The sequence below is a fragment of the Bradyrhizobium sp. CCH5-F6 genome (assembly GCF_001556045.1).
In the GTDB taxonomy this organism is placed as follows: Bacteria; Pseudomonadota; Alphaproteobacteria; order Rhizobiales; family Xanthobacteraceae; genus Bradyrhizobium.
The window spans coordinates 1-19,917 of sequence record NZ_LSIC01000020.1; the positions used below are offsets into that span (position 1 = coordinate 1).

Here is a 19,917-nt window from a genome sequence, read left to right on the forward strand (position 1 = left end):
TGTCCTCGAGCTCGATCTCCTTGGCGACGGTGACGCCGTCCTTGGTGATGCGGGGAGCGCCGAACGACTTGTCGAGCACGACGTTGCGGCCCTTCGGACCGAGCGTGACCTTCACCGCGTTGGCGAGAATGTCGACGCCGCGCAGCATCTTGTCGCGCGCATCGACCGAGAATTTGACTTCTTTGGCTGCCATCTGGATTTTTCCTTGGAATGTTTGACTGGAGGGAGTGCGGGCCTGTTAGGCCGCCTTCTTCTTGGACTCGCTGACTTCGAGAACGCCCATCACGTCGCTCTCCTTCATGATCAGCAGGTCCTGGCCGTCGATCTTGACCTCGGTGCCGGACCACTTGCCGAACAGCACGCGGTCGCCGACCTTCAGGTCGATCGGGATCAGCTTGCCAGCTTCGTCGCGGCCACCGGGGCCGACAGCGACGACTTCGCCCTGGGAGGGCTTTTCCTTGGCAGTGTCGGGAATGATGATGCCGCCAGCGGTCTTCTCTTCTGCGTCGATGCGCTTGACCACGACGCGGTCGTGAAGCGGACGGAATTTCATGCAGTCCTCCTAAACATTTGCACGAGTTGAGGATTTTTAGATTGTTAGCAGTCTATGCCCGCGAGTGCTAGCACGAGCGAGCTTGAAATAGGGCAGGAATTTTGCGGGGGCAAGGGTTTGTAGCAGAAAAATTAGCACCCCAAAGCAGGGACTGCCAGAAACTGTTCGCCATCGTTAACCGGCGCCGGGGCCGTATTAGCACGGGGTTCGATCTGCTGCTAAAGCATTGAATTTCAACAGCTTGTTAAACTTTTGGGCTTGAGATGAGTTGTCAGTTTGCGTCACATTTCTCACATGTGAGCGCATCTTTTCCGGGTGGCTCCCGGGGCATCGATCCAAGCCACCCCTGAATGCGCTCCTGCAAAGGAGGTTTGGCATGGGACTGCGCGTTGGGGGCGTTTCCGACGATTTCCGGAAACAGATGCTGGGTTACGGGCTGACGACGGCACAAATCCTCTACCGGATGCCGGATCATCCTTCGCTGCTTCAGACCTATGTCTGGCAGAACTACGACATGTTTCCGAAATTTCCGGCGCTGAAGGATTTCCTGGCGTTTTGGCAGGAGAAGCTCGACGGCCCCCTGCATTCGGTCACCGTAGCGCATTCCAAGCTGATCAAGCCGGCCGAACTCCGCGCCGTGGACGGCGTGTTCCGGCTGCATTGAGCAAAGATCAGACGCTACCGCTGCAATAGCGTCTCCACATCGCGCGATAGGCGTCGTCCACCGCGCGCGCATATGAGACGGGATTGCCGGCGGCCGCAGCGTTGATCTGCCCGGGCAGTTCGCGGCGCAATCGGTCGAGGTCGTCGACCCCCGCCGCGCGGCTGGCTGCGATGTCGATATATGCCTCGTCGCTGTCCGCGACCCAGTCCGGCAGGCCAAGCGCGCTGAGAATGGCGCCGGCGGCACGGCTGGGGAGGCTATTCCCGAGCTTCGCCACCACGGGCACGCCCATCTGCAGGGCCTCCAACGTGCTGACACCGCCGTTCTGCGGGAAGGGGTCGAGTGCGATATCGATACGATTGAACGATGCCAGATGTTCGCCCCGCAGCGTGGCTCCGAGCAGATCGACCCGATCGGCCGGCAGTCGGCAAGCCGCAAACCGCGCCAGCAGCTTGTCGCGAACCAGTTGATCGTCCAGCGCAACATCCTTGATCAGCAGTCGCGAGCCGGGGACTCGCTCGAGAATCCTGGACCAGATGGCTGCGGCCTCGTCCGAAATCTTGCTGATGCGGTTGAACACACCGAACGTCACGAAGCCGTTCGAGAGTGCCGGCGCCTGCGCCCGCGCGATCCCCGCCGGCAGCGGCGCGAGCGTCACGAAGCATGGCAGGTCGACGACGGTCTCCGCAAACAAATGCCGGACCGCGGCAGGAATCGCGACGGGATCCGAGAACAGATAATCGATCGTCGGCAACCCGGTGCCGGTGCCATGGCCCCAGCCATGGACCTGGATCGGTGCCGGCTTGCGCGCAAACACGCCGAGGCGGTTTCCTCTGGTGTGGCCGGACAGATCGATCAGGATGTCGACATGATCGGCGCGAATCTGGGCGGCGAGACGTTCGTCGGTCCATTGCGCGGCGTCGCGCCAGCGGTCGGCGATCCCTTGAAATTCGCTTGTCGTCGCATCCACTTTCGACGAGCAGGAGTAGCACACGATCTCGAACTGCGCCCGGTCGTGGTGTTGCAGGACAGGCTTGAAAATGAACGCGGCCGAATGCGCGTTGAAGTCCGACGAGACGTAGCCGAGCACGAGACGACGGTTCGGATCGCGGCTGTTGTCATGCGGTGCCGCCGTTTCTGAAGCGATCTTCGCCCCTATCCGCTCCCACCAGACTTGCCGCGCTTGCTGATGCTGTTCGACGCTGGCGTCCGCCACGAAATCGAGCGTGAAGATCTTGCTGGAGATCGCGCTCTGGAGGTCGGGCCGGATGTCGAGAGCTCGGTCGAAACTGGAAAGGGCTTCGTCGACCCGGCCCAGTCCGGCAAGACAAAGGCCGAGCACCAGGTGAGCTTGATCGGAATCGGGAGCGATCGCGAGAGCGCTCTCGCAATCGGACAATGCCTGGGCAATTTGCCGGGTCTGGAGCAGGACATTGGCGCGCCAGAGCCAACCATTCACGTCATCGGGTGCCAGGGCAATTGCCCGATTGCAGTCCGCCATGGCTTCGTCAAATCGCTGAAGCTCCCGCAATGCAACGGCGCGGTTCGCCAGCGCGGCGGCATAGTCGGGCTTGATCGAGAGTGCGCGGTTCAAGCTTTCGAGAGCCTCGTCATGGTTGCGTAGGCGGCAGAGCGAAGCGCCCCGGCCGTTGTGGGCCTCGGCAAGGTTTGCATCGATTGCGAGCGCCCGGTCGTAGCTCTCGAGCGCTTCGAGGTGCAGATCGAGGGCCGCGCTCGCATTGCCGAGATTGGACAGGGCGAGGGCGTAGTTGGGTCGCAAGGCGAGGGCCTTTCGATAGCTCTCGCGGGCCTCTTCGTGACGCTTGAGCCCGTTCAGCGCGACGCCCAGGCTCACATGAGCTTCGGCCGATCGCGGATCCACGGCAACCGCTCGGCTCAGTAGATTTTCGGCCTGCTGATAGTTCTTGGCATCGGACTCCAAGGTGCCGAGCATATGCAGCGCGATGAATTGGTTGGGCGCGATCTGCAGGACTTGGCGATAGGCCGCCTGGGCCTCGGAGAGGAGTCCCGTCTTGTGCAACTGGAGCGCGCGCCCGAGCAATGGCAGCACTTCGGCATTTTGCCGCTTCTGAAGCCGGGCATTGTGGAATGCGCGTTGACCGACGCTGCTGCTCATGGATCAATTCCCCCAGAATCTCCCGGCGAGCCTAGTTCAGCGGGAGAATGAATTCGAGACGACGACCCCTCGCTACGACAGCCTGGGACAAGCTACGGCCGATCGGTTTCGTCGAGCATTCCCCCAAGCCCCGCAATTGCTGCCTCGCCCAAGACTGGGTAATCTGCTTTCGGGTTGTGCCCGGCCGGCGGGCGCGGCTCGGATCAGGGAGGCAGACAATGGCCAAGCAAAAGGCATCGAGACCCGCAACGAAGACCGCGGTGAAGAAGCGGAGCGGCGTCAAGGCCGCGGCGCGATCCACGGCACGCAAGGCGGTGAAGGTGAAGGCACGCACCGTCGCTCCGAAGAAGCCCGCGCGGCCGAAGCAGCGCATCGCCATCAGCCATCACCGCGAGGAGGATTTCAAAGCCGACGGTCTGCGTGCCTATGCCAAGTATCGCGATCTCGGCATCGCCGAGGCGACCCACGGCCTCGCGCAGGCCCATGTGATCCGGCTGCAGGGCCCGTGCAATCCCGCGGAAGTGTCGAAGCTGCACTTTCACGACGTCGAATTCCAGATGGTCTACGTGCTCAAGGGCTGGGTGAAGACCTATATGGATGGGCAGGGCGAGACCTTGATGAAGGAAGGCAGCGCCTGGACGCAGCCGCCGAAGATCAGGCACATGATCCTGGACTATTCGGACGACGTGGAGTTGCTGGAGGTGATCCTGCCGGCGGAGTTCAGGACGGTGGAGCTGAAGGCCTAAGCGCTAGTCTTGATCGCTAAAATGCGGTCGATCCGGAAAACCGGGCGGTCAGCAATCGGATGATTTCGACCGCCCCGCAAGCGCGGTGCTAACCAGTCGAAAATACCTCTCGCGTCAACTCAAGGCTGTGACAACGCGGGAGATGCTTCATGGCGACCAGCACTTTTGGCCGACGCGGCACCGTAGCGCCAGCTCCAAGAGCATCGTTTCAACCCGCCGCCGCGCCGATCGCTGAGACGTCCTCCTCCAGTGAGGAGAGGCTTTTTGCCGACAATAAGCTTCTTGCCGATATCCCCTTCCTCACCATCGGCCTGATCTTCGGTCTGCTCCTGATCTTCGTTCTGCAACGCAGCCTGGCCCTCGACATCGCGCCGGACGGCGACCTCGATGTCCGCTCGCTGATCGCTCAGGGCGCGTCCGGCTACGATCTCGTCGTCGGACGGGGGGAGTGGTGGCGGATCGGCCTTGCCCCGCTTCTGCATGGCAGCGGGTGGCACCTCGTGAGCAATTGCGTCGCGCTGTTCATCGTCGGCGTCAGGCTGGAGTCGCTGATCGGCCGTGGCTGGTTTGCCATGATCTTTATCGCCAGTGCACTGGCCGGGGAGGCCGGCTCGCTGCTGGGCAACGGCCCGGGCACCGTCGGCGTCGGTGCATCCGGCGCCATCACCGGCCTGATCGCAGCGCTATTCGTGGCGAGCTTCGATCCCGAAGCGGACACCGATCAAACCATATCGAGGCTGAAGACGTCGCTGTTCTTCGGTGTGCCCGCACTGCTACCGCTTGCCTTCGGCGCGTCCGGCAACGTCAACTATTATGCGCATGCAGGTGGTGCCGTGGCCGGCGCCGCGCTCGCCGTCACGCCGTGGCTCGCCTTCTGGTCCTATGACAGCTTGCCGCGGAGCGCGAGCATGACGTTGCTCGCGGGATTCGCTGGATCCCTGATTTGCGCCGGCTTCGCCGCCGCGCATTATTCGGCTTACATGGCCGATGCCGCGCACTATATCCGCGCCTCGGAAGTGTCGGCGAAGGCTAACGAGATGGTCAGTCGGTCGCTCGATCTCGTCACCCGCTACCCGAAGGACGCGCGGGCTCACGTGTACCGTGCGGTCTTCTTCCTGGAAAAAGCGAACCTCAGTGCTGCCGAGACGGAAGCGCGAACCGCCATGTCGCTCGCAGCTTCGGACGTGGCGGGTGGGCCGGTGCGTTCCGGGGCGCAGGGCTTGATGGCGGTGTTGCTGTGGGCGCAGGGGCGAACCAGCGAGGCGAAGGCTATGGCGGCTGAGCCGTGCCGCGCCAAGATTCCTGAGGTGCGCCGTATCCTGCAGAAGTCGAAATTGTGCGGTTGAGCCTACGCCAGCACCCCCACCACAGCCCCCATCAGACACGTCGTCAGCGTCCCCGACACGATCGACTTCAGCCCCAGCGCGTTGATCTCCTCGCGCCGCTCCGGTGCCATCACCCCTAAGCCGCCGATCATGATGCCGAGGCTGGCGAAATTGGCGAAGCCGCACATCGCGTAGAGCATGATCAGACGCGAGCGCGCATCGAGTGCGTCGGCCGGCAGCTTCGAGAACTCGACATAGGCGATCAATTCGTTGAGCACGGTCTTGGTGCCCATCAGGCTGCCGGCGGTGATCGCCTGATCCCACGGCAATCCCATCAGCCAGCACACCGGCGCCATGACGAGGCCGAGCAGGCGCTGCAGCGAGATCGCGGCGCCGCCGACGTTCGGCAGGAGGCCGAGCATGGCGTTGACGAGATAGACCAGCGCCACCAGCACCAGCAGCATGGCGACGATGTTGAGCAGCAGCTCGAGCCCTGCGCTCGTGCCTTTCACGATCGCATCCATCGTGCTGGAGACCTCCATCTCGGGATCGCTTGCGACCCGGGGATCCTCCAGCGTGCCGCCGGTGCGCTTGTCTGAGGTCTCGGGCACCATGATCAGGCTGACGAGGATCGCGGCCGGTGCGCCCAGCACGGAGGCGATGACGAAATGCGCGGCGGCATCGGGGATGAGGGGCGCCAGCAGCGTCGCATAGAGCACCAGCACCGTGCCGGCGATGCCGGCCATGCCGCCCGTCATCACCAGGAAGAGCTCGCTGCGCGTCATCTGCTTCAGATACGGCCGAATGAACAGCGGCGCCTCGACCATGCCGAGGAAGATGTTGGCGGCGGTCGACAGCCCCACGGCGCCGCCGACGCCCAGCGTGCTTTCGAGCAGCCAGGCCATGCCGCGCACGATCGGCGGCAGCACTCGCCAATAGAACAGCAGTGTCGTCAGCACGCTCATGACCAGCACGATCGGCAGCGCCTGGAACGCCAGGATGAAATCGGCGCCGGGCGCTTTCAGATCGAAGGGCGGGGGGCCGCCGCCGACATAGCCGAACACGAAGGAGGAGCCGGCGCGCGAGGCCGCGGAGATCGTGCCGACCGCGTCGTTGATGGCGCCGAACGCATGCGCGACGACCGGCAGCTTGAGCAGCACGAGGGCGGTCACGAAGGTCGCGGCGAGGCCGATCGCCGCTTGGCGCAGCGAGACGGCGCGGCGCTTCTCACTGAGCGCCCAGGCGATCAGCAGCAATGCGAAAATGCCGAGTGCCGATTGCAGGCGCAGCATGATGTCCCCAAACCCTCAATGATTATGGCCGGGCCTGCGTTGCAAAGGCAATGCCGGGGGGGGCAGCAAGACCTCCTGCTTTTGGCAAGGCACGCCAGGCTCGATCGCCCGGGGCAGTGCCCGGCGGCGTTGCCACCATTGCGGTATCGCCACTCTGGATGAAGCTGTTTCCCGGCCTGCGCCAGGCGAAGCGGCGGGAGTAGAGCACCGCTCTCGCCGTCATTGCGAGGAGCGAAGCGACGAAGCAATCCAGAATCGTGCCGCGGTGGCAGTCTGGATTGCTTCGCTGCGTTCGCAATGACGGGGCGTAACTCGCGTAACCCCCGCAGCAAAGCAACAGCAGGCGCCCCTTGACGCCTACTGTGCATGGGGTTGTTTCGCGAGTTTTCGTCAGCCCCGCCCGACGAACGGCATCTTGGTCGCCATCACCGTCATGGTCAGCACGTTGGCGTCGAGCGGCAGGCTTGCCATGTAGGCGACCGCGTCACCGACCGCTTTCGCATCCATGCGCGGCTCGTGCTTGGTCGTGCCGTCGGGCTGCAGCACACCGGGACCGTTGACCATGCGGTCCGTCATCGGCGTCGCCGCATTGCCGATGTCGACCTGGCCCACCGCGATGTCGTACATGCGGCCGTCGAGATTGCTGGCCTTGGTCAGGCCCGTGATGGCGTGCTTGGTCGAGGTATAGGCCGCCGAGAACGGCCGCGGCGCATGTGCCGAGATCGAGCCGTTGTTGATGATGCGGCCGCCGCGCGGGGTCTGGTCCTTCATGATGCGGAAGGCGTGCTGGGTGCACAGGAACGGGCCGGTGAGGTTGGTGTTCACCACCGCCTGCCACTGCTCGAGGCTGAGGTCCTCGAAGTTCACCGCCGGCGCACCCATGCCGGCATTGTTGAAGAGCACGTCGAGCCGGCCATAGGTCGCCTTCACCTTGTCGAACAGCGCGGCGATCGAATCCGGCTTGGTCATGTCGGCGGTGACGCAGAGGCTTTTTCCCGCCGGGCCGAGCTTCGCCGTCTCCTCGAGCATGTCGAGCCGGCGGCCTGCGAGCACCACGGTGAAGCCGGCGTTCATCAGCGCCAGCGACGCCGCGCGTCCGACGCCGGTTCCGGCGCCCGTCACCAACGCGATCTTCTTTGCTTCACTCATCGTTTCCTGCCTTTTCTCTTCTGCTGTCAGGTTTTCGGTTCTTTTTCGTTCTTGTAGGGCGGCCGCGGGATGTTCTGATGCGCGGCGCGCAACGCAGCCGACCAGCGCGAGCGCAGATCGTGGAAATAGGGCTCACCCGCCTCGATGCGATGGTTGAGATCGGCCTCGCATGCGTCGCTGCGCACCACCAGCACGTCGATCGGCAGGCCGACGCCGAGGTTCGAGCGCATCGTCGAGTCCATCGAGATCAGGCCGGTCTTGAGCGCCTCGTAGAGTTCGACGTCGTAGTGCATGGCGCGGTCGAGCACCGGCTTGCCGTATTTGTGCTCGCCGATCTGCAAGTACGGCGTGTCGGTGGTGCACTCGATGAAATTGCCGGCGGTGTAGACCATGAACAGGCGCATCCGGGAGCCCTTGATCTGCCCGCCGAACAGGAAGGAGACGTCGAACGAGACGTCCTCGGATTTCAGCGCCGGCCCTTCGGTCGCATGCACCGCCCGGATCGCACGCCCGATGCGCTGGGCAGCCTGGAACATGGTCGGCGCGTTCATCAGCGTCTCGATCTCGCCCGTGTTGGGGTCCTCCAGCCCTTCGGTCAGCGTGGAGAGCACCGACTGGCTGATGGCGAGGTTGCCGGCGCTGGCGATCGCCATGATGCGCTCGCCGGGCTTGGAGAAGATATGCAGCTTGCGGAAGGTCGAGACGTTGTCGAGACCGGCATTGGTGCGGGTGTCGGCGATCATCACCAGACCGTCCCGAACCAGGATTCCGCAGCAATAGGTCATTTCCAGTCCCCGAACGCGTTTGCGCGGAATTACTAGCCAATTTCGGGGGCCGGTCCAACCCCCGATTCCGGTCGTCATTCCGGGGCGCGACGAAGTCGCGAGCCCGGAATCCATTCCTCCGCCAACTTTGCGGCCCGATGGATTCCGGGTTCGCGCTGGCGCGCGCCCCGGAATGACAGCGTGAGAGAGCAGCCTACTCGGCCGCATCGACGAGAAACGCCTCGTCGACCGGCACGCCGAGCGCTGTGACGAGGCGGTTCGTCTCCGCGGCCATGCCGACGATGGCGAGGAGCTCGCCATATTCGGCCTCGGTCATGCCCTTGGCCCGTGCCGCGGCCGTGTGCGAATGGATGCAGTAGCTGCAGCCATGCGCGATCGAAACCGCGACATAGAGCATTTCCTTGGTCTTGGGATCGAGCGCGCCGGGAGCCATCACGTCCTTGATGCTCTCCCAGGTCCGCCGCAGCGTCTTCGGATCATGCGCCAGCGCGCGCCAGAAATTGTTGACGAAGTCCGATTTCCGCACTTTGCGGATGTCGTCGAAGACGGCGCGCGCTTCGCTGGAGAGTTCGTCGTCCGAAAGCAGTCTTACAGTCGCCATGGGCCACCTCGCGGGTCTGATCTGATCCTGCGATTGTAGCACGGCGCATGCGCTCGGCCGCCGCCTAGCTCTGCCGTTGTGACTGCGATTGCGACTGCCCGCCGCGGCCGGCCTGCTCGACCTTGACGGACACGGTCAGCGTTTCCGTGCCGCCGCCATAGCGCGTGCCGCGCACCGGCGCCGCGCCGAGATAGTCGAGCCCGATCGCAACGCGGACATGGGCGTCGGTAGCGCAGATGCTGTTGGCCGGATCGAAGCCGACCCAGCCGAGATCGGGCACGTAGGCTTCGGCCCAGGCGTGGCCGGCGGCCTGATGCACCGTGCCGTCAGAGCGCAGGAAGTGGCCGGAGACGAAGCGCGCCGGCACGCCGCCGCTGCGGGCGCAGGCGATGAATATATGCGCGTAGTCCTGGCACACGCCGCGTTTGAGCGTGAACGCTTCGGCCGCCGAGGTACCGCTGTTGGTGGGGTCTTCGTCGAAGGTCATGTGGTCGCCGATCTCGGTCATCAGCGTGTGCAGGAAGCCGAGCGTGTCGCTCTCGGCCTCGCTGCGCAACTGGCGCGCAACCGCCATCATCGCCGGATTGACGGCGGTGAGGTCGGTGGACCGCAGAAACATGCCGGCTGGAAACCGCTCGTCCGCGCCGCGCAGCACGCCGCCGGTGTCATGGGTCTCGATCAACCCCTCGGCGGTGATCTTGATGTCGCCGACCGGTCCGCAGGACAGCACATGGGTGACGTTGCCGAAGGCGTCCTCGTGGGTGTCGAGCTTGGTGTCGGTCGAGACGTCGATCTGCCACTCCGCCACATATTGCCCGTCATGGCTGCCGGGCGTCATGCGCAGGATCTGGATCACGCTCGTGGCCGGCGGCTCGTAGCGATAGGTGGTGGTGTGCTGGATTCGCAGGCGCATGGTGGACCGTTGTTCTTGCGTCGTCATTCCGGGGCGATGGACGGGACCGCGCGCGGCCCGGAGCATCGAACCCGGAATCTCGAGATTCCGGGTTCGCCCTTCGGGCGCCCCGGAATGACGGCACTTGTCAGATCAAATACTGCTTTGTGATGATTTCGCCCAGCCTGGAATTGTCCGCGATGAATTCCTGAATGAATTCATGCACACCATGCTGGAAAATGTCGTTCATATTGCTGTGTTCCAGCCGGTTGCGGATGCCGCGGGCGTGGCGCTGGGCCGGGCCCTGGCGGCCATAGGCGACGCCGATCTGGTCGAGGTTGCGCACGAGGTTGCCGTAGCAGCTTGCGAGCGAGCGCGGCAGCGTATCGTTGAGGATCAAGAGATCCGCGATCAGCCATGGCTTGAGCGTCTCGCGATAGACCCAGTGATAGGCCGTCAGCGCCGAGACCGAACGCAGGATCGAGCTCCACTGATAGAAGTCCAGCGGACCGCCGACATGCTCCTCCTCGGGCAGCAACACGTGATATTTCACGTCGAGAATGCGCGCGGTGTTGTCGGCGCGCTCCAGATGCACACCCATCCGCGAGAACCAGTAGGCGTCGTTGCGCAGCATGGTCCGGTAGGCCGAGCCGTCGAATCGGAGCGAAGTCTCCTGCACGAAGCGCAGGAACTTCGCGAGGTCCTCGCGCGTCGAGGTGCCTTTGCTCCACACCTCCTGAAGCTCGATCCAGGCCGAGTTGATGGTGTCCCACATCTCGCTGGTCAGTGCCGTGCGCACCGAGCGCGAGTTCAGCCGCGCCGCCTCGATGCAATTCCTGATCGAAGACGGGTTGTTCGGCGAGAACGAGAGATACTCGACGACGTTGTGCTCGTTGGCTTCCTCATAAGTTTGATAGAAGCTCGCGGCCACGCCGGCGGTCAGCAGAGCCGAGTCCCATTCGTTGGTCTTGCCGATATAGGCGGCGGGAAGCGCGGTGACGCGCAGGGTCGCATCGATGGTGCGCGCGAGATATTCGGCCCGTTCGACGTAGCGGGCGAGCCAGTAGAGGTTTTCGGCGGTACGCGACAGCATCTCTCTACTCGTCCAAAATCCAGGTGTCTTTGGTGCCGCCGCCCTGGCTCGAATTCACCACCAGGGAGCCTTCCTTCAGCGCGACGCGGGTCAATCCGCCGGGCACGATGGTGGTGTTCTTGCTGCCCGTGAGCACGAACGGCCGCAAGTCGACATGGCGCGGAGCGAGGCCGGACGCGGTGCAGGTCGGGCAGGTCGAGAGCGCCAGCGTCGGCTGCGCGATGAAACCTTCCGGCTCGCGCTTGAGCTTGTCGCGGAAGGCTTCGATCGTGGCCTTCGTGGCGGTGGGGCCGATCAGCATGCCGTAGCCGCCGGAGCCATGCACTTCCTTGACGACGAGCTCGCCGAGATTGTCGAGCACGTAGGCGAGGTCCTTCGGCTCGCGGCAGCGCCAGGTCGGTACGTTCTTCAGGATCGGCTCCTCGCCGAGATAGAACTTCACGATGTCAGGCATGTAGGAGTAGATCGCCTTGTCGTCGGCGATGCCGGTGCCGACGGCGTTGGCGAGCGTGATGTTGCCGGCCGCGTAGGCCGACATCAGACCGGGCACGCCGAGCACGGAGTCGGGACGGAAGGTGAGGGGATCGAGGAAATCGTCGTCGACGCGGCGATAGATCACGTCGACCCGCTTCAGCCCTTCCGTCGTCCGCATGAACACTTCGTCGTTCTTGACGATGAGGTCACGGCCTTCGACCAGCTCGATGCCGAGCTTGTCCGCGAGGAACGAATGTTCGTAATAGGCGGAGTTGTAGACGCCCGGCGTCAGCAGGGCGACCGTCGGCTCGCCCGAGGCGCCTTGCGGGGCGACCGAGCGCAGGGCCGAGAGCAACTCGTCCGGGTAGCGTTCGACCGGCGCCACCTTGTGGCGGGCGAACAGGTCAGGAAACAGCCGCATCATGATCTCGCGGTTTTCCAGCATGTAGGACACGCCCGAAGGCGTCCGCGCATTGTCCTCCAGCACGATGAAGTCCTCGGCGTCGACCCGGACGATGTCGATGCCGGCGATGTGCACATAGACGTCGTGCGGCACCTGCTGGCCGTTCATCTCGGGGCGGAACACCGGGTTCTGGAAGATCAGATCGTCAGGCACGATCTCGGCGCGGAGGATGTCGCGGCCGTGATAGATATCGCGCAGGAACATGTTGAGCGCGCGCACGCGCTGCTTCAGGCCCTTCTCCAGCAGCGACCATTCCTTGCCGGACATGATCCGCGGGATCACGTCGAAGGGGATCAGGCGCTCGGTGGACTCGGAATCGCCGTAGACCGCGAAAGTAATGCCGATCCGGCGGAACAGGAGCTCGGCCTCCTGGCGCCGATATTCGAGCGCCTCGGGAGGTGTCTCCTTGAGCCAGCGCGCCAGCTCCTGATAGGCAGGGCGAAGATCCCCGCCGGGAATATTCATTTCGTCAAAGGCGACTGCCATAGATCCCGACTGTTCTCCCCCAGGCGTTGCACCATCGGTCAGGTCGCTTGGGCCTTGCAGAAGGCCGCAACGTCCCTCGCCGTGCCGTGAGAGTGCATGACTTCCATAGGAGGTAGCAAGGGCCGGGCCAGCGCGATAAGCATGGAGAAGGGGCATTTGCCGGGGACGGCCGGCGGCTTGCCTGAAAAAACGGCTGAGGACTGCTTATTTGGGAAGCAAAACCACGTGACTTCAACGCGTTACCTCGGCAAAGTCGGCGTCACAGGTGAGGGACTTAAGGCATGAGCGACATCGTCACGGCGGGTATTCTGGTCATTGGGGACGAAATCCTGTCGGGCCGGACCAAGGACAAGAATATCGGCTTCATCGCCGAATACCTGACCAATATCGGCATCGACCTGAAGGAAGTCCGGGTCGTTTCCGACGACGAGGCCGACATCATCGCCGCTCTGGACGCACTGCGGCATCGCTACACCTACGTCTTCACGACGGGCGGCATAGGCCCGACCCATGACGACATCACCGCCGATGCCGTCGCCAAGGCGTTCGGCGTCGGCATCGACCATCACCCGGAGGTCGTCGCCCGCTTCCGCGAGCGCTGGAGCGAGCAGGACCTCAACGAGGCCCGCCTGCGCATGGCCCGTATCCCCGACGGGGCCGAGCTGATCCAGAGCGCGACCATCCTCGCTCCCGGCTTCAAGATCGGCAATGTCATCGTCATGGCCGGCGTGCCGTCGATCATGCAGGCGATGATGGACATCGTTTCTCCCAAGCTGAAGTCTGGCGTGCGCATGCTCTCCGAATCGGTCCGCGCCAATGCGCGGGAGGGCGATATCGGCGGTCCGTTGCGTGCGATCGCCGTCGCTCACCCCGACACCATCATCGGCAGCTATCCCTTCATGGACGAAGAGCAGAAGCCGAACACCAATCTCGTGGTGCGCTCGCGCGATCCGGAGAAGCTCGCGGCGGCGATGGCGGCGGTGAAGGAAATGCTGGCGGGACTGAATATCACCCGCTAGCAGAAGACGTTCGAGACGAATGGAGACGACGATGGGTGACGCACCGGAGCTGAGCGCGCAGGAGCGCGCGGGCAGGCCCTTTCCGGTTTCGTGGGACCAGTTCCATCGGGATTGCCGGGCGCTCACCTGGCGACTGAACGAAGTCGGCCCGTTTCATGCCGTGATTGCGATCACCCGCGGCGGCCTCGTGCCGGCGGCGATCGTGGCGCGCGAGCTCGGCGTGCGCATCATCGATACCGTCTGCATCGCCAGCTACGACCACACCAAGCAGGGCGACCTGAAGGTGCTCAAGGGCATCTCGGACGAGGTGATGAAGCTCGGCGGCGGCACCGGCAGGGGCCTGCTGATCGTCGACGATCTCGTCGACACCGGCAAGACCGGCAGGCTGGTGCGCGAGTTGCTGCCGGAGGCGCATTTCGCCACCGTCTATGCCAAGCCGATGGGACGCCCCCTGGTCGACACTTTCATCACGGAAGTGTCGCAGGACACCTGGATCTTCTTCCCCTGGGACACCGCGTTGTCCTATCACCCGCCGCTTCGCGACGGGGCGGCGTGACCAGAGCGAGAGGCGAGTAGCGAATGGCGAGTAGCACCGTCCCCACTCGCCATTCGCCATCCGCCACTCGCCCCCTTCAGAACCGCGTCACACCCGCTGGCGACATCATCGCGACCCCGCATCGCGGCCTGTTCACCGGCAATCGCGGCATCATCCACGATCCCGCGACCAGGACGCTTCTGAAGAAGCGCTGGTCGTCGCCGGCCTGGATCACGTGCCTGTGCGAGTTTCGCGGCTGGCGGCGGCCGGTGATGGCACGGCGGAGCTGGACCGAGCTGTTCTTCCTCGATGAGGCGACGGCCTTCGCAGCGGGCCATCGTCCCTGCTTCTTCTGCCGCCGTGACGATGCCAAACGATTCCGCGCTGCGTGGGAAGCAGGCAATGGTGCAAGCGGCATCAGCGCGAAGGCGATCGATGCCGTGCTGCATCGCGAGCGTCTCGACCGCGGTCGCAAGCGGTTGCACCCGCTCCCGATGCCGCTGGCAGACTTGCCGGACGGCGCGATGGTGCAGCAGGGCGAAGAGAGCTTTCTGGTGGTGCAGGGAAAGGCATTGCTGTGGTCGCCGGCGGGCTATGCCAGCGTTGAGCGTCAGCCCGATGACACAAAGCTCCTGACGCCACCGTCAACGCTTCGGGCGCTGAACGCCGGCTACCAGCCCACGCTGCATCCGACCGCGCTGAGCTAGGCCGCGCGGCCAACGCGGCACGGAATGGCAGTACCATACCCCTGGTCTTTTATTGCAGACCATGAGGCATGTTCGACATTTTCTTACCATCTTGGGCAGCCGTTTCCGCAGACGGCTATACTTTCCTTATTTCATTGGCCAGACGGTCCCATCGATCGGCTACACGCGGCAGCTTATCTTCTCGTGCAGCATCGAGGAGAGTCAAATGCTGAACTTTCTCAGTCGCATAGACCAATACATGACGAACAACATGCACGAGCACGGCCGATATTTGCTCGGGCTGGAGCTGCACGACGAGCATTCTTGCAAGGCTGATCGCCCGCATGACGTCAGCAGAACGACTGCGGCCAACGACGGGCGCCGTGAAGTTGCTGTTGCGAAAGCAGCGTGACTCCCAACTTTCCCCGGCTTCTTACCCAAGCTTCTCGCGCGCCAGCGCGGCGCCGGCGCCGAGCGCCATCAGCTTGGCTTCGGCGATCTCGCGCCGCATCGGCGCCATGCCGCAATTGGTGGTGGCGATGATGTTGCTCTTGGGCACGAATTGCGACACCGCGTCGATCACCTTCACGACGTCCTCGGCGGTCTCCACCGTGTCGCTGGCGACGTCGATCACGCCGGCCTGCACGATCTTGGTCTTGAGCAGCGCCAGCAGGTCCAGCGGCACCTTGGAATTGCGGCACTCGATCGCGACCTGCTGGATCGGGCTCGCGTCGATTGCCGGGAAGATCTGCTCGTACTGCCGCCATTGGCTGCCCAGCGTTTCCTTCCAGTCGGTATTGGCCTTGATGCCGTAGCCGTAGCAGATGTGAACGGCGGTGGCACAGGTCAGGCCTTGCGCGGCGCGTTCCAGCGCCTTGATGCCCCAGTCGTTGACCTCGTCCATGTAGACGTTGAAGGCGGGCTCGTCGAACTGCACGAGATCGACGCCGTCGGCGGCAAGCGCCTTGGCCTCCTCGTTGAGCAACTCGGCGAAGGCAAAGGCCATCTTGACGCGGTCGCCATAGTAGCGGTCCGCGATCGTGTCGATGATGGTCATCGGACCGGGCAGTGTGAACTTCAGCATCTTCTTCGTATGAGTCCGCGCCACGCGCGCCTCGAAGGCATGGACGCGTTCCTTGAGCCGGAGCGGGGCGACCACTTGCGGCACCATCGCCTTGTAGCGATCCTTGCGGATGCCCATCTCGACCTTGTGGGCGAAATCGATGCCTTCGATCTTCTCCAGGAAGCCGTGGACGAAATGCTGCCGGGCCTGTTCGCCCTCGGTGACGATGTCGATCCCGGCGTCCTCCTGGATCTTCAGCCAGATCAGGGTCGCGTCGCGCTTGGCCCGGAGTAGCTCGTCGCCCTGTGACTTCCAGGGCGCCCAGAGCATGTTCGGTTCGGCCAGCCATTCCGGCTTCGGCAAGGAGCCGGCGATCGTGGTTGGAAACAGCATGGCGGCCCTCCCGGCAGGTTGTGTTGCGCCTCTTCCTGCCATGACTTAACGTCGAGGTACAGAACAACAAAAGTCGCTCTCTATTCCGACGGCGATGACAGGGAAGGCCCAAGGAAAGGTCAAGGGAAGTCGTGATCGATCTCTATTACGCGCCGACGCCGAACGGCTGGAAAATCTCGATCATGCTGGAGGAACTCGGGCTTCCCTACAGCGTGAAGCCCGTCAACATCCGCGCCGGCGAGCAGTTCGACCCCGACTTTCTCGCGATCTCGCCCAACAACCGGATTCCGGCGATCGTCGATCACGATCCCGCCGATGGCGGTGCTCCGTTCTCGGCCTTCGAGACGGGCGCGATCCTGATCTATCTCGCGGAAAAGACCGGCCGGTTCTTGCCAACGGACTTGCGCGGGCGCTCGACCACCATCCAGTGGGTGATGTGGCAGATGGCCGGGCTGGGACCCATGCTCGGCCAGCACGGCCATTTCGCACTTTATGCGGCCGAGAAGATCCCTTACGCGATCCAACGCTACCGCGATGAGGCGGCGCGGCTCTACGGCGTGCTCGACCGGCAGCTCGGCAAAACCGGCACCTATGTGGCCGGCGACTATTCGATTGCCGACATCGCCTGCTTTCCCTGGACCATGACCCACAAGGCGCAAGGCTTTACACTCGACGACTATCCGAACGTGAAACGCTGGTATGCCGCGGTTCGCGCCAGGCCGCAGGTGCAGGCGGGGCTCGCGATCGGCAAGTTCGTCAAAGAGCCGTTCGACGAGGAAGCACGCAAGATCATGTTCGGCCAGCGTGCGAAGGAATTGTTGGGAAAGAAGTGAGGCCAGCTCTCTCCTCGTCGTCATTGCGAGGAGCGAAGCGACGAAGCAATCCAGACCGTCGCTGCGGAACGATTCTGGATTGCTTCGCTGCGCTCGCAAGGACGGGGAGAGATCGGAACAAACGTGACAAAGGAAACGCCATGATTGAATTCTTCTTCGACTGTTCCAGCCCCTGGACCTATCTCGCCTTCCACAACATCCAGCCGTTGGCCAAGGAGCTGGGCGCGGAGATCGTCTGGCGACCCATCCTGGTCGGCGGCATCTTCAACACGGTCAACCCGAGCGTCTACGCCCAGCGCGAGAAGCCGGTGCCGCTGAAGGCGCGCTACATGAAGAAGGATCTTCAGGACTGGGCGCGCTCGGCGGGGCTGTCGATCAAGATGCCGCCGACGGTGTTTCCGGTGAACAGCGTCAAGGCGATGCGCGGCTGCATCTGGCTGGGCGCGGACATGGTGCCGTTCGCGACGGCTGTGTTCGAGGCCTATTGGGGCGAGGACAAGGACATCTCGCAGGACGCGGTGCTGGCCGAGATCTGCAAGAAGGTGGGTATCGACGAGCAGAAATTCTTCGCCGGCATCTCCCAGCAGGCGATCAAGGACCAGCTCAAGGCGAATACCGAGGAAGTGGTGGCGCGCGGCGGCTTCGGCTCGCCGACGATCTTCGTCGGCAAGACCGACATGTATTTCGGCAACGACCGCCTGCCGCTGATCCGCGAGGCGCTGCTGCGCAGCAAGGCGAGTGCGGCTTGATGGTGCGGGCAGTCGTCTGCCGCGCCCTCGGCGCGCCCGAGTCGCTGCTGCTGGAAGAATTTCCGTCGCGGCCATTGAAGCCCGGCGAGGTGCGCGTCGCGATCCGCGCCGCCGGGCTGAACTTTCCGGACGTGCTGATGGCGGCCGGCGAGTATCAGCTCAAGCCGGAGCTGCCGTTCACGCCGGGCATGGAAGCCGCCGGAGATGTCTCCGAGGTGGGCGCAGAGGTCAGCGGTGTTGCCGTCGGCGATAAGGTCATCGTCAAGATGCGCCACGGCGCTTTCGCCGATGAAGCGGTGGTGACGCCCTCGCAGCTCACCCCCATGCCGTCGACTTTCGATTATGCGGAGGCGGCGACCTATCTCGCTGGTCACGGCACGGCCTATCACGCGCTGATCGATCGCGGCCAGGTTGCGCCGGGCGAGGTGCTGCTGGTGCATGGCGCTGGCGGGGGTGTCGGCCTTGCCGCGGTCGAGATCGGCAAGATGCTGGGCGCGACAGTGATCGCGACAGCCTCCAGCGACGAGAAGCTTGCGATTGCGAGATCGCGGGGCGCCGATCATCTCATCCGCTATGACCGCGAGCCGTTTCGCGATGCGGTCAAGCGCATCACCGACGGCCGCGGCGCGGACGTCGTGTTTGATCCGGTCGGCGGCCAGGTTTTTGAAGACTCCATGCGTTGCATCGCCTGGGGGGCGCGGCTGCTGGTGATCGGCTTCACCGGCGGCATCGGCTCGGCCAAGACCAATCTCCTGCTGATCAAGGGCGCCAGCGTGCTGGGCGTGCGCGCCGGCGAAGCGGTGCGGAGAAACCCCGCGCTCGGCGAAGTGCGCCTCAAGGCGCTGCTGCAATGGGCGGAGCAGGGCAAGCTGCGCCCCAACGTCTCGCACCGCCTGCCGCTGGCGGATTACGCCAAGGCGATGCGGCTGTTGCTCGATCGCAAGGCGATCGGGCGCGTGGCGCTGGTGATGGAGTGACGGTGCCGCAGGGTTGGTTAGCGAAGCGTAACCCACCACTTTGATTTCCGCGGAGACAGAAGAGGTGGATTACGCCTTCGGCTAACCCACCCTACAAGACCCTTATTTGTACTCCCGCTCCGTCCACCACGGGAAATAGTCCGGCATATCCGTCGAGACCTTGTTCTTGAACTGGGCCGGACGCTTCTCCAGGAACGACACGACGCCTTCCTTGACGTCGTCCGAGCGGCCGCGGGCATAGATGCCGCGGCTGTCGACCTTGTGGGCTTCCATCGGATCGTCGGCGCCCATCATGCGCCACATCATCTGGCGGATCAGTGCGACCGAGACCGGCGCGGTCTTCGCCGCGAATTCCTTGGCGAGCGCGCGGGCGGTCGGCAGGAGATCATCCGGGGCCACGACCTTGCTGACGAGGCGCCCTGTAAGCGCTTCCTGCGCCGGGAAGACGCGGCCCGAATAGCACCATTCCAGTGCCTGCGAGATGCCGACGATGCGCGGCAGGAACCAGCTCGAGGCGGCCTCGGGCACGATGCCGCGCTGGGAGAACACGAAACCGAACCGCGCGGCATCGGAGGCAATGCGAATGTCCATCGCAAGCTGCATGGTGACGCCGATGCCGACCGCGGGGCCGTTCACGGCGGCGATGACGGGCTTGAGGCATTTGAAGATCCGCAGGGTCACCTGGCCGCCGCCGTCACGCACCTGCGGATCGCTGTAGTCGACCTTGCCGTCGGCAAGCCGCTTCACCGGGCCGCGCCGCGCGTCGCGATCGAACGTGTCGGCGCCGGAGGAGAGGTCCGCGCCCGCGCAAAAGCCGCGGCCGGCGCCGGTGACGATGATGGCGCGGACATTGTCGTCCTTGTCGGCGGCGTCGAACGCGTCGATCAGCTCGGCCTGCATCTGCGCGTTGAAGGCGTTGAGCTTGTCGGGCCGATTCAGCGTGATGGTGAGAATTTGCTCGGCGACCTCGTACTTGATCGTCTCATACGCCATGGTGGTTTC

At 64.0% G+C, this 19,917-nt stretch carries 22 protein-coding genes; 10 read left to right on the top strand and 12 right to left on the bottom strand.

Going from position 1 to position 19,917, the window contains the following annotated elements:
* On the bottom strand, positions 1–193 hold a 193-nt coding region (locus AX729_RS04310), incomplete at its 3' end, for a TCP-1/cpn60 chaperonin family protein (RefSeq protein ID WP_283807780.1).
* A gap of 45 nt (positions 194–238) precedes the next feature.
* Positions 239–553: a co-chaperone GroES gene (locus AX729_RS04315; protein WP_025037205.1), complete on the bottom strand. Its 315-nt coding sequence runs from the start codon at positions 551–553 to the stop codon at positions 239–241.
* Between the two features lie 376 nt (positions 554–929).
* Between AX729_RS04315 and AX729_RS04320 the strand changes: the two genes are divergently transcribed.
* On the top strand, positions 930–1,217 hold the full coding sequence (locus AX729_RS04320; protein ID WP_024340798.1) for an usg protein: 288 nt from the start codon (positions 930–932) through the stop codon (positions 1,215–1,217).
* Positions 1,218–1,224: 7 nt separating this feature from the next.
* Here the strand turns inward: AX729_RS04320 and AX729_RS04325 are convergent, their stop codons facing one another.
* The gene (locus AX729_RS04325; protein WP_061020673.1) at positions 1,225–3,354 is read right to left on the bottom strand and encodes an O-linked N-acetylglucosamine transferase, SPINDLY family protein; all 2,130 of its coding nucleotides are present in this window, start codon (positions 3,352–3,354) and stop codon (positions 1,225–1,227) included.
* Between the two features lie 218 nt (positions 3,355–3,572).
* Between AX729_RS04325 and AX729_RS04330 the strand changes: the two genes are divergently transcribed.
* Both AX729_RS04330 and AX729_RS04335 read left to right on the top strand, forming a co-directional pair.
* Complete coding sequence (locus AX729_RS04330) at positions 3,573–4,100, top strand: cupin domain-containing protein (RefSeq protein WP_061020674.1); 528 nt, start codon at positions 3,573–3,575, stop codon at positions 4,098–4,100.
* A gap of 149 nt (positions 4,101–4,249) precedes the next feature.
* On the top strand, positions 4,250–5,446 hold the full coding sequence (locus AX729_RS04335) for a rhomboid family intramembrane serine protease (protein WP_245325060.1): 1,197 nt from the start codon (positions 4,250–4,252) through the stop codon (positions 5,444–5,446).
* Positions 5,447–5,448: 2 nt separating this feature from the next.
* Here the strand turns inward: AX729_RS04335 and AX729_RS04340 are convergent, their stop codons facing one another.
* The 7 genes from AX729_RS04340 to AX729_RS04370 form a co-directional block, all read right to left on the bottom strand.
* Positions 5,449–6,717: a NupC/NupG family nucleoside CNT transporter gene (locus tag AX729_RS04340; RefSeq protein ID WP_061020675.1), complete on the bottom strand. Its 1,269-nt coding sequence runs from the start codon at positions 6,715–6,717 to the stop codon at positions 5,449–5,451.
* A 390-nt stretch (positions 6,718–7,107) separates the two neighbouring features.
* Positions 7,108–7,866 (bottom strand): SDR family oxidoreductase, encoded by a 759-nt coding sequence (locus AX729_RS04345; protein WP_061020676.1) that lies wholly within the window; start codon positions 7,864–7,866, stop codon positions 7,108–7,110.
* Between the two features lie 26 nt (positions 7,867–7,892).
* Positions 7,893–8,651 carry a proteasome-type protease gene (locus tag AX729_RS04350; protein ID WP_061020677.1) on the bottom strand — a complete coding sequence of 253 codons (759 nt, stop codon included), beginning with the start codon at positions 8,649–8,651 and terminating at the stop codon, positions 7,893–7,895.
* Between the two features lie 193 nt (positions 8,652–8,844).
* Positions 8,845–9,252, bottom strand: a complete 408-nt coding sequence (locus tag AX729_RS04355) for a carboxymuconolactone decarboxylase family protein (RefSeq protein ID WP_061020678.1) — start codon at positions 9,250–9,252, stop codon at positions 8,845–8,847.
* A gap of 64 nt (positions 9,253–9,316) precedes the next feature.
* Positions 9,317–10,165 (bottom strand): transglutaminase family protein, encoded by an 849-nt coding sequence (locus tag AX729_RS04360; protein WP_061020679.1) that lies wholly within the window; start codon positions 10,163–10,165, stop codon positions 9,317–9,319.
* Between the two features lie 127 nt (positions 10,166–10,292).
* A complete protein-coding gene (locus tag AX729_RS04365) occupies positions 10,293–11,237 on the bottom strand; it encodes an alpha-E domain-containing protein (protein ID WP_011088359.1) in 945 nt (314 codons plus the stop codon).
* Positions 11,238–11,241: 4 nt separating this feature from the next.
* A complete protein-coding gene (locus AX729_RS04370) occupies positions 11,242–12,660 on the bottom strand; it encodes a circularly permuted type 2 ATP-grasp protein (RefSeq protein ID WP_061020680.1) in 1,419 nt (472 codons plus the stop codon).
* Between the two features lie 281 nt (positions 12,661–12,941).
* Here AX729_RS04370 and AX729_RS04375 point away from each other — a divergent pair, with 281 nt between their 5' ends.
* From AX729_RS04375 to AX729_RS39385, 4 genes are all read left to right on the top strand, one after another.
* On the top strand, positions 12,942–13,679 hold the full coding sequence (locus AX729_RS04375; RefSeq protein ID WP_061020681.1) for a competence/damage-inducible protein A: 738 nt from the start codon (positions 12,942–12,944) through the stop codon (positions 13,677–13,679).
* 31 nt (positions 13,680–13,710) lie between these two features.
* Complete coding sequence (gpt, locus tag AX729_RS04380; RefSeq protein WP_061020701.1) at positions 13,711–14,235, top strand: xanthine phosphoribosyltransferase; 525 nt, start codon at positions 13,711–13,713, stop codon at positions 14,233–14,235.
* A gap of 23 nt (positions 14,236–14,258) precedes the next feature.
* Positions 14,259–14,921, top strand: a complete 663-nt coding sequence (locus AX729_RS04385) for a hypothetical protein (protein WP_061020682.1) — start codon at positions 14,259–14,261, stop codon at positions 14,919–14,921.
* 205 nt (positions 14,922–15,126) lie between these two features.
* A complete protein-coding gene (locus AX729_RS39385; RefSeq protein ID WP_156456709.1) occupies positions 15,127–15,312 on the top strand; it encodes a hypothetical protein in 186 nt (61 codons plus the stop codon).
* A gap of 21 nt (positions 15,313–15,333) precedes the next feature.
* On the opposite strand, the gene AX729_RS04395 is transcribed toward AX729_RS39385, so the two are convergent.
* Positions 15,334–16,356, bottom strand: a complete 1,023-nt coding sequence (locus AX729_RS04395; protein ID WP_061020684.1) for a methionine synthase — start codon at positions 16,354–16,356, stop codon at positions 15,334–15,336.
* 131 nt (positions 16,357–16,487) lie between these two features.
* Here AX729_RS04395 and AX729_RS04400 point away from each other — a divergent pair, with 131 nt between their 5' ends.
* From AX729_RS04400 to AX729_RS04410, 3 genes are all read left to right on the top strand, one after another.
* Positions 16,488–17,189, top strand: a complete 702-nt coding sequence (locus tag AX729_RS04400; protein WP_061020685.1) for a glutathione S-transferase N-terminal domain-containing protein — start codon at positions 16,488–16,490, stop codon at positions 17,187–17,189.
* Positions 17,190–17,329: 140 nt separating this feature from the next.
* On the top strand, positions 17,330–17,938 hold the full coding sequence (locus AX729_RS04405) for a 2-hydroxychromene-2-carboxylate isomerase (RefSeq protein WP_061020686.1): 609 nt from the start codon (positions 17,330–17,332) through the stop codon (positions 17,936–17,938).
* A complete protein-coding gene (locus AX729_RS04410; protein ID WP_061020687.1) occupies positions 17,938–18,915 on the top strand; it encodes an NADPH:quinone oxidoreductase family protein in 978 nt (325 codons plus the stop codon). Before AX729_RS04405 ends, AX729_RS04410 begins: the two co-directional genes overlap by 1 nt.
* A 102-nt stretch (positions 18,916–19,017) precedes the next feature.
* Here AX729_RS04410 and AX729_RS04415 read toward each other — a convergent pair whose 3' ends face one another.
* On the bottom strand, positions 19,018–19,908 hold the full coding sequence (locus AX729_RS04415; RefSeq protein ID WP_061020688.1) for a crotonase/enoyl-CoA hydratase family protein: 891 nt from the start codon (positions 19,906–19,908) through the stop codon (positions 19,018–19,020).
* Positions 19,909–19,917: the final 9 nt, after the last annotated feature.

Excerpts from the sequence above, each read along its gene's own strand:
- AX729_RS39385 (WP_156456709.1), top strand. The coding sequence starts at position 15,127 with ATGCTGAACTTTCTCAGTCGCATAGACCAATACATGACGAACAACATG.
- AX729_RS04350 (WP_061020677.1), bottom strand. The coding sequence starts at position 8,651 with ATGACCTATTGCTGCGGAATCCTGGTTCGGGACGGTCTGGTGATGATC.
- AX729_RS04395 (WP_061020684.1), bottom strand. The coding sequence starts at position 16,356 with ATGCTGTTTCCAACCACGATCGCCGGCTCCTTGCCGAAGCCGGAATGG.
- AX729_RS04375 (WP_061020681.1), top strand. The coding sequence starts at position 12,942 with ATGAGCGACATCGTCACGGCGGGTATTCTGGTCATTGGGGACGAAATC.
- AX729_RS04410 (WP_061020687.1), top strand. The coding sequence starts at position 17,938 with ATGGTGCGGGCAGTCGTCTGCCGCGCCCTCGGCGCGCCCGAGTCGCTG.
- AX729_RS04340 (WP_061020675.1), bottom strand. The coding sequence starts at position 6,717 with ATGCTGCGCCTGCAATCGGCACTCGGCATTTTCGCATTGCTGCTGATC.
- AX729_RS04365 (WP_011088359.1), bottom strand. The coding sequence starts at position 11,237 with ATGCTGTCGCGTACCGCCGAAAACCTCTACTGGCTCGCCCGCTACGTC.
- AX729_RS04335 (WP_245325060.1), top strand. The coding sequence starts at position 4,250 with ATGGCGACCAGCACTTTTGGCCGACGCGGCACCGTAGCGCCAGCTCCA.
- AX729_RS04355 (WP_061020678.1), bottom strand. The coding sequence starts at position 9,252 with ATGGCGACTGTAAGACTGCTTTCGGACGACGAACTCTCCAGCGAAGCG.
- AX729_RS04370 (WP_061020680.1), bottom strand. The coding sequence starts at position 12,660 with ATGGCAGTCGCCTTTGACGAAATGAATATTCCCGGCGGGGATCTTCGC.
- AX729_RS04345 (WP_061020676.1), bottom strand. The coding sequence starts at position 7,866 with ATGAGTGAAGCAAAGAAGATCGCGTTGGTGACGGGCGCCGGAACCGGC.
- AX729_RS04360 (WP_061020679.1), bottom strand. The coding sequence starts at position 10,165 with ATGCGCCTGCGAATCCAGCACACCACCACCTATCGCTACGAGCCGCCG.
- AX729_RS04330 (WP_061020674.1), top strand. The coding sequence starts at position 3,573 with ATGGCCAAGCAAAAGGCATCGAGACCCGCAACGAAGACCGCGGTGAAG.
- gpt (WP_061020701.1), top strand. The coding sequence starts at position 13,711 with ATGGGTGACGCACCGGAGCTGAGCGCGCAGGAGCGCGCGGGCAGGCCC.
- AX729_RS04415 (WP_061020688.1), bottom strand. The coding sequence starts at position 19,908 with ATGGCGTATGAGACGATCAAGTACGAGGTCGCCGAGCAAATTCTCACC.
- AX729_RS04320 (WP_024340798.1), top strand. The coding sequence starts at position 930 with ATGGGACTGCGCGTTGGGGGCGTTTCCGACGATTTCCGGAAACAGATG.
- AX729_RS04315 (WP_025037205.1), bottom strand. The coding sequence starts at position 553 with ATGAAATTCCGTCCGCTTCACGACCGCGTCGTGGTCAAGCGCATCGAC.
- AX729_RS04405 (WP_061020686.1), top strand. The coding sequence starts at position 17,330 with ATGATTGAATTCTTCTTCGACTGTTCCAGCCCCTGGACCTATCTCGCC.
- AX729_RS04385 (WP_061020682.1), top strand. The coding sequence starts at position 14,259 with ATGGCGAGTAGCACCGTCCCCACTCGCCATTCGCCATCCGCCACTCGC.
- AX729_RS04325 (WP_061020673.1), bottom strand. The coding sequence starts at position 3,354 with ATGAGCAGCAGCGTCGGTCAACGCGCATTCCACAATGCCCGGCTTCAG.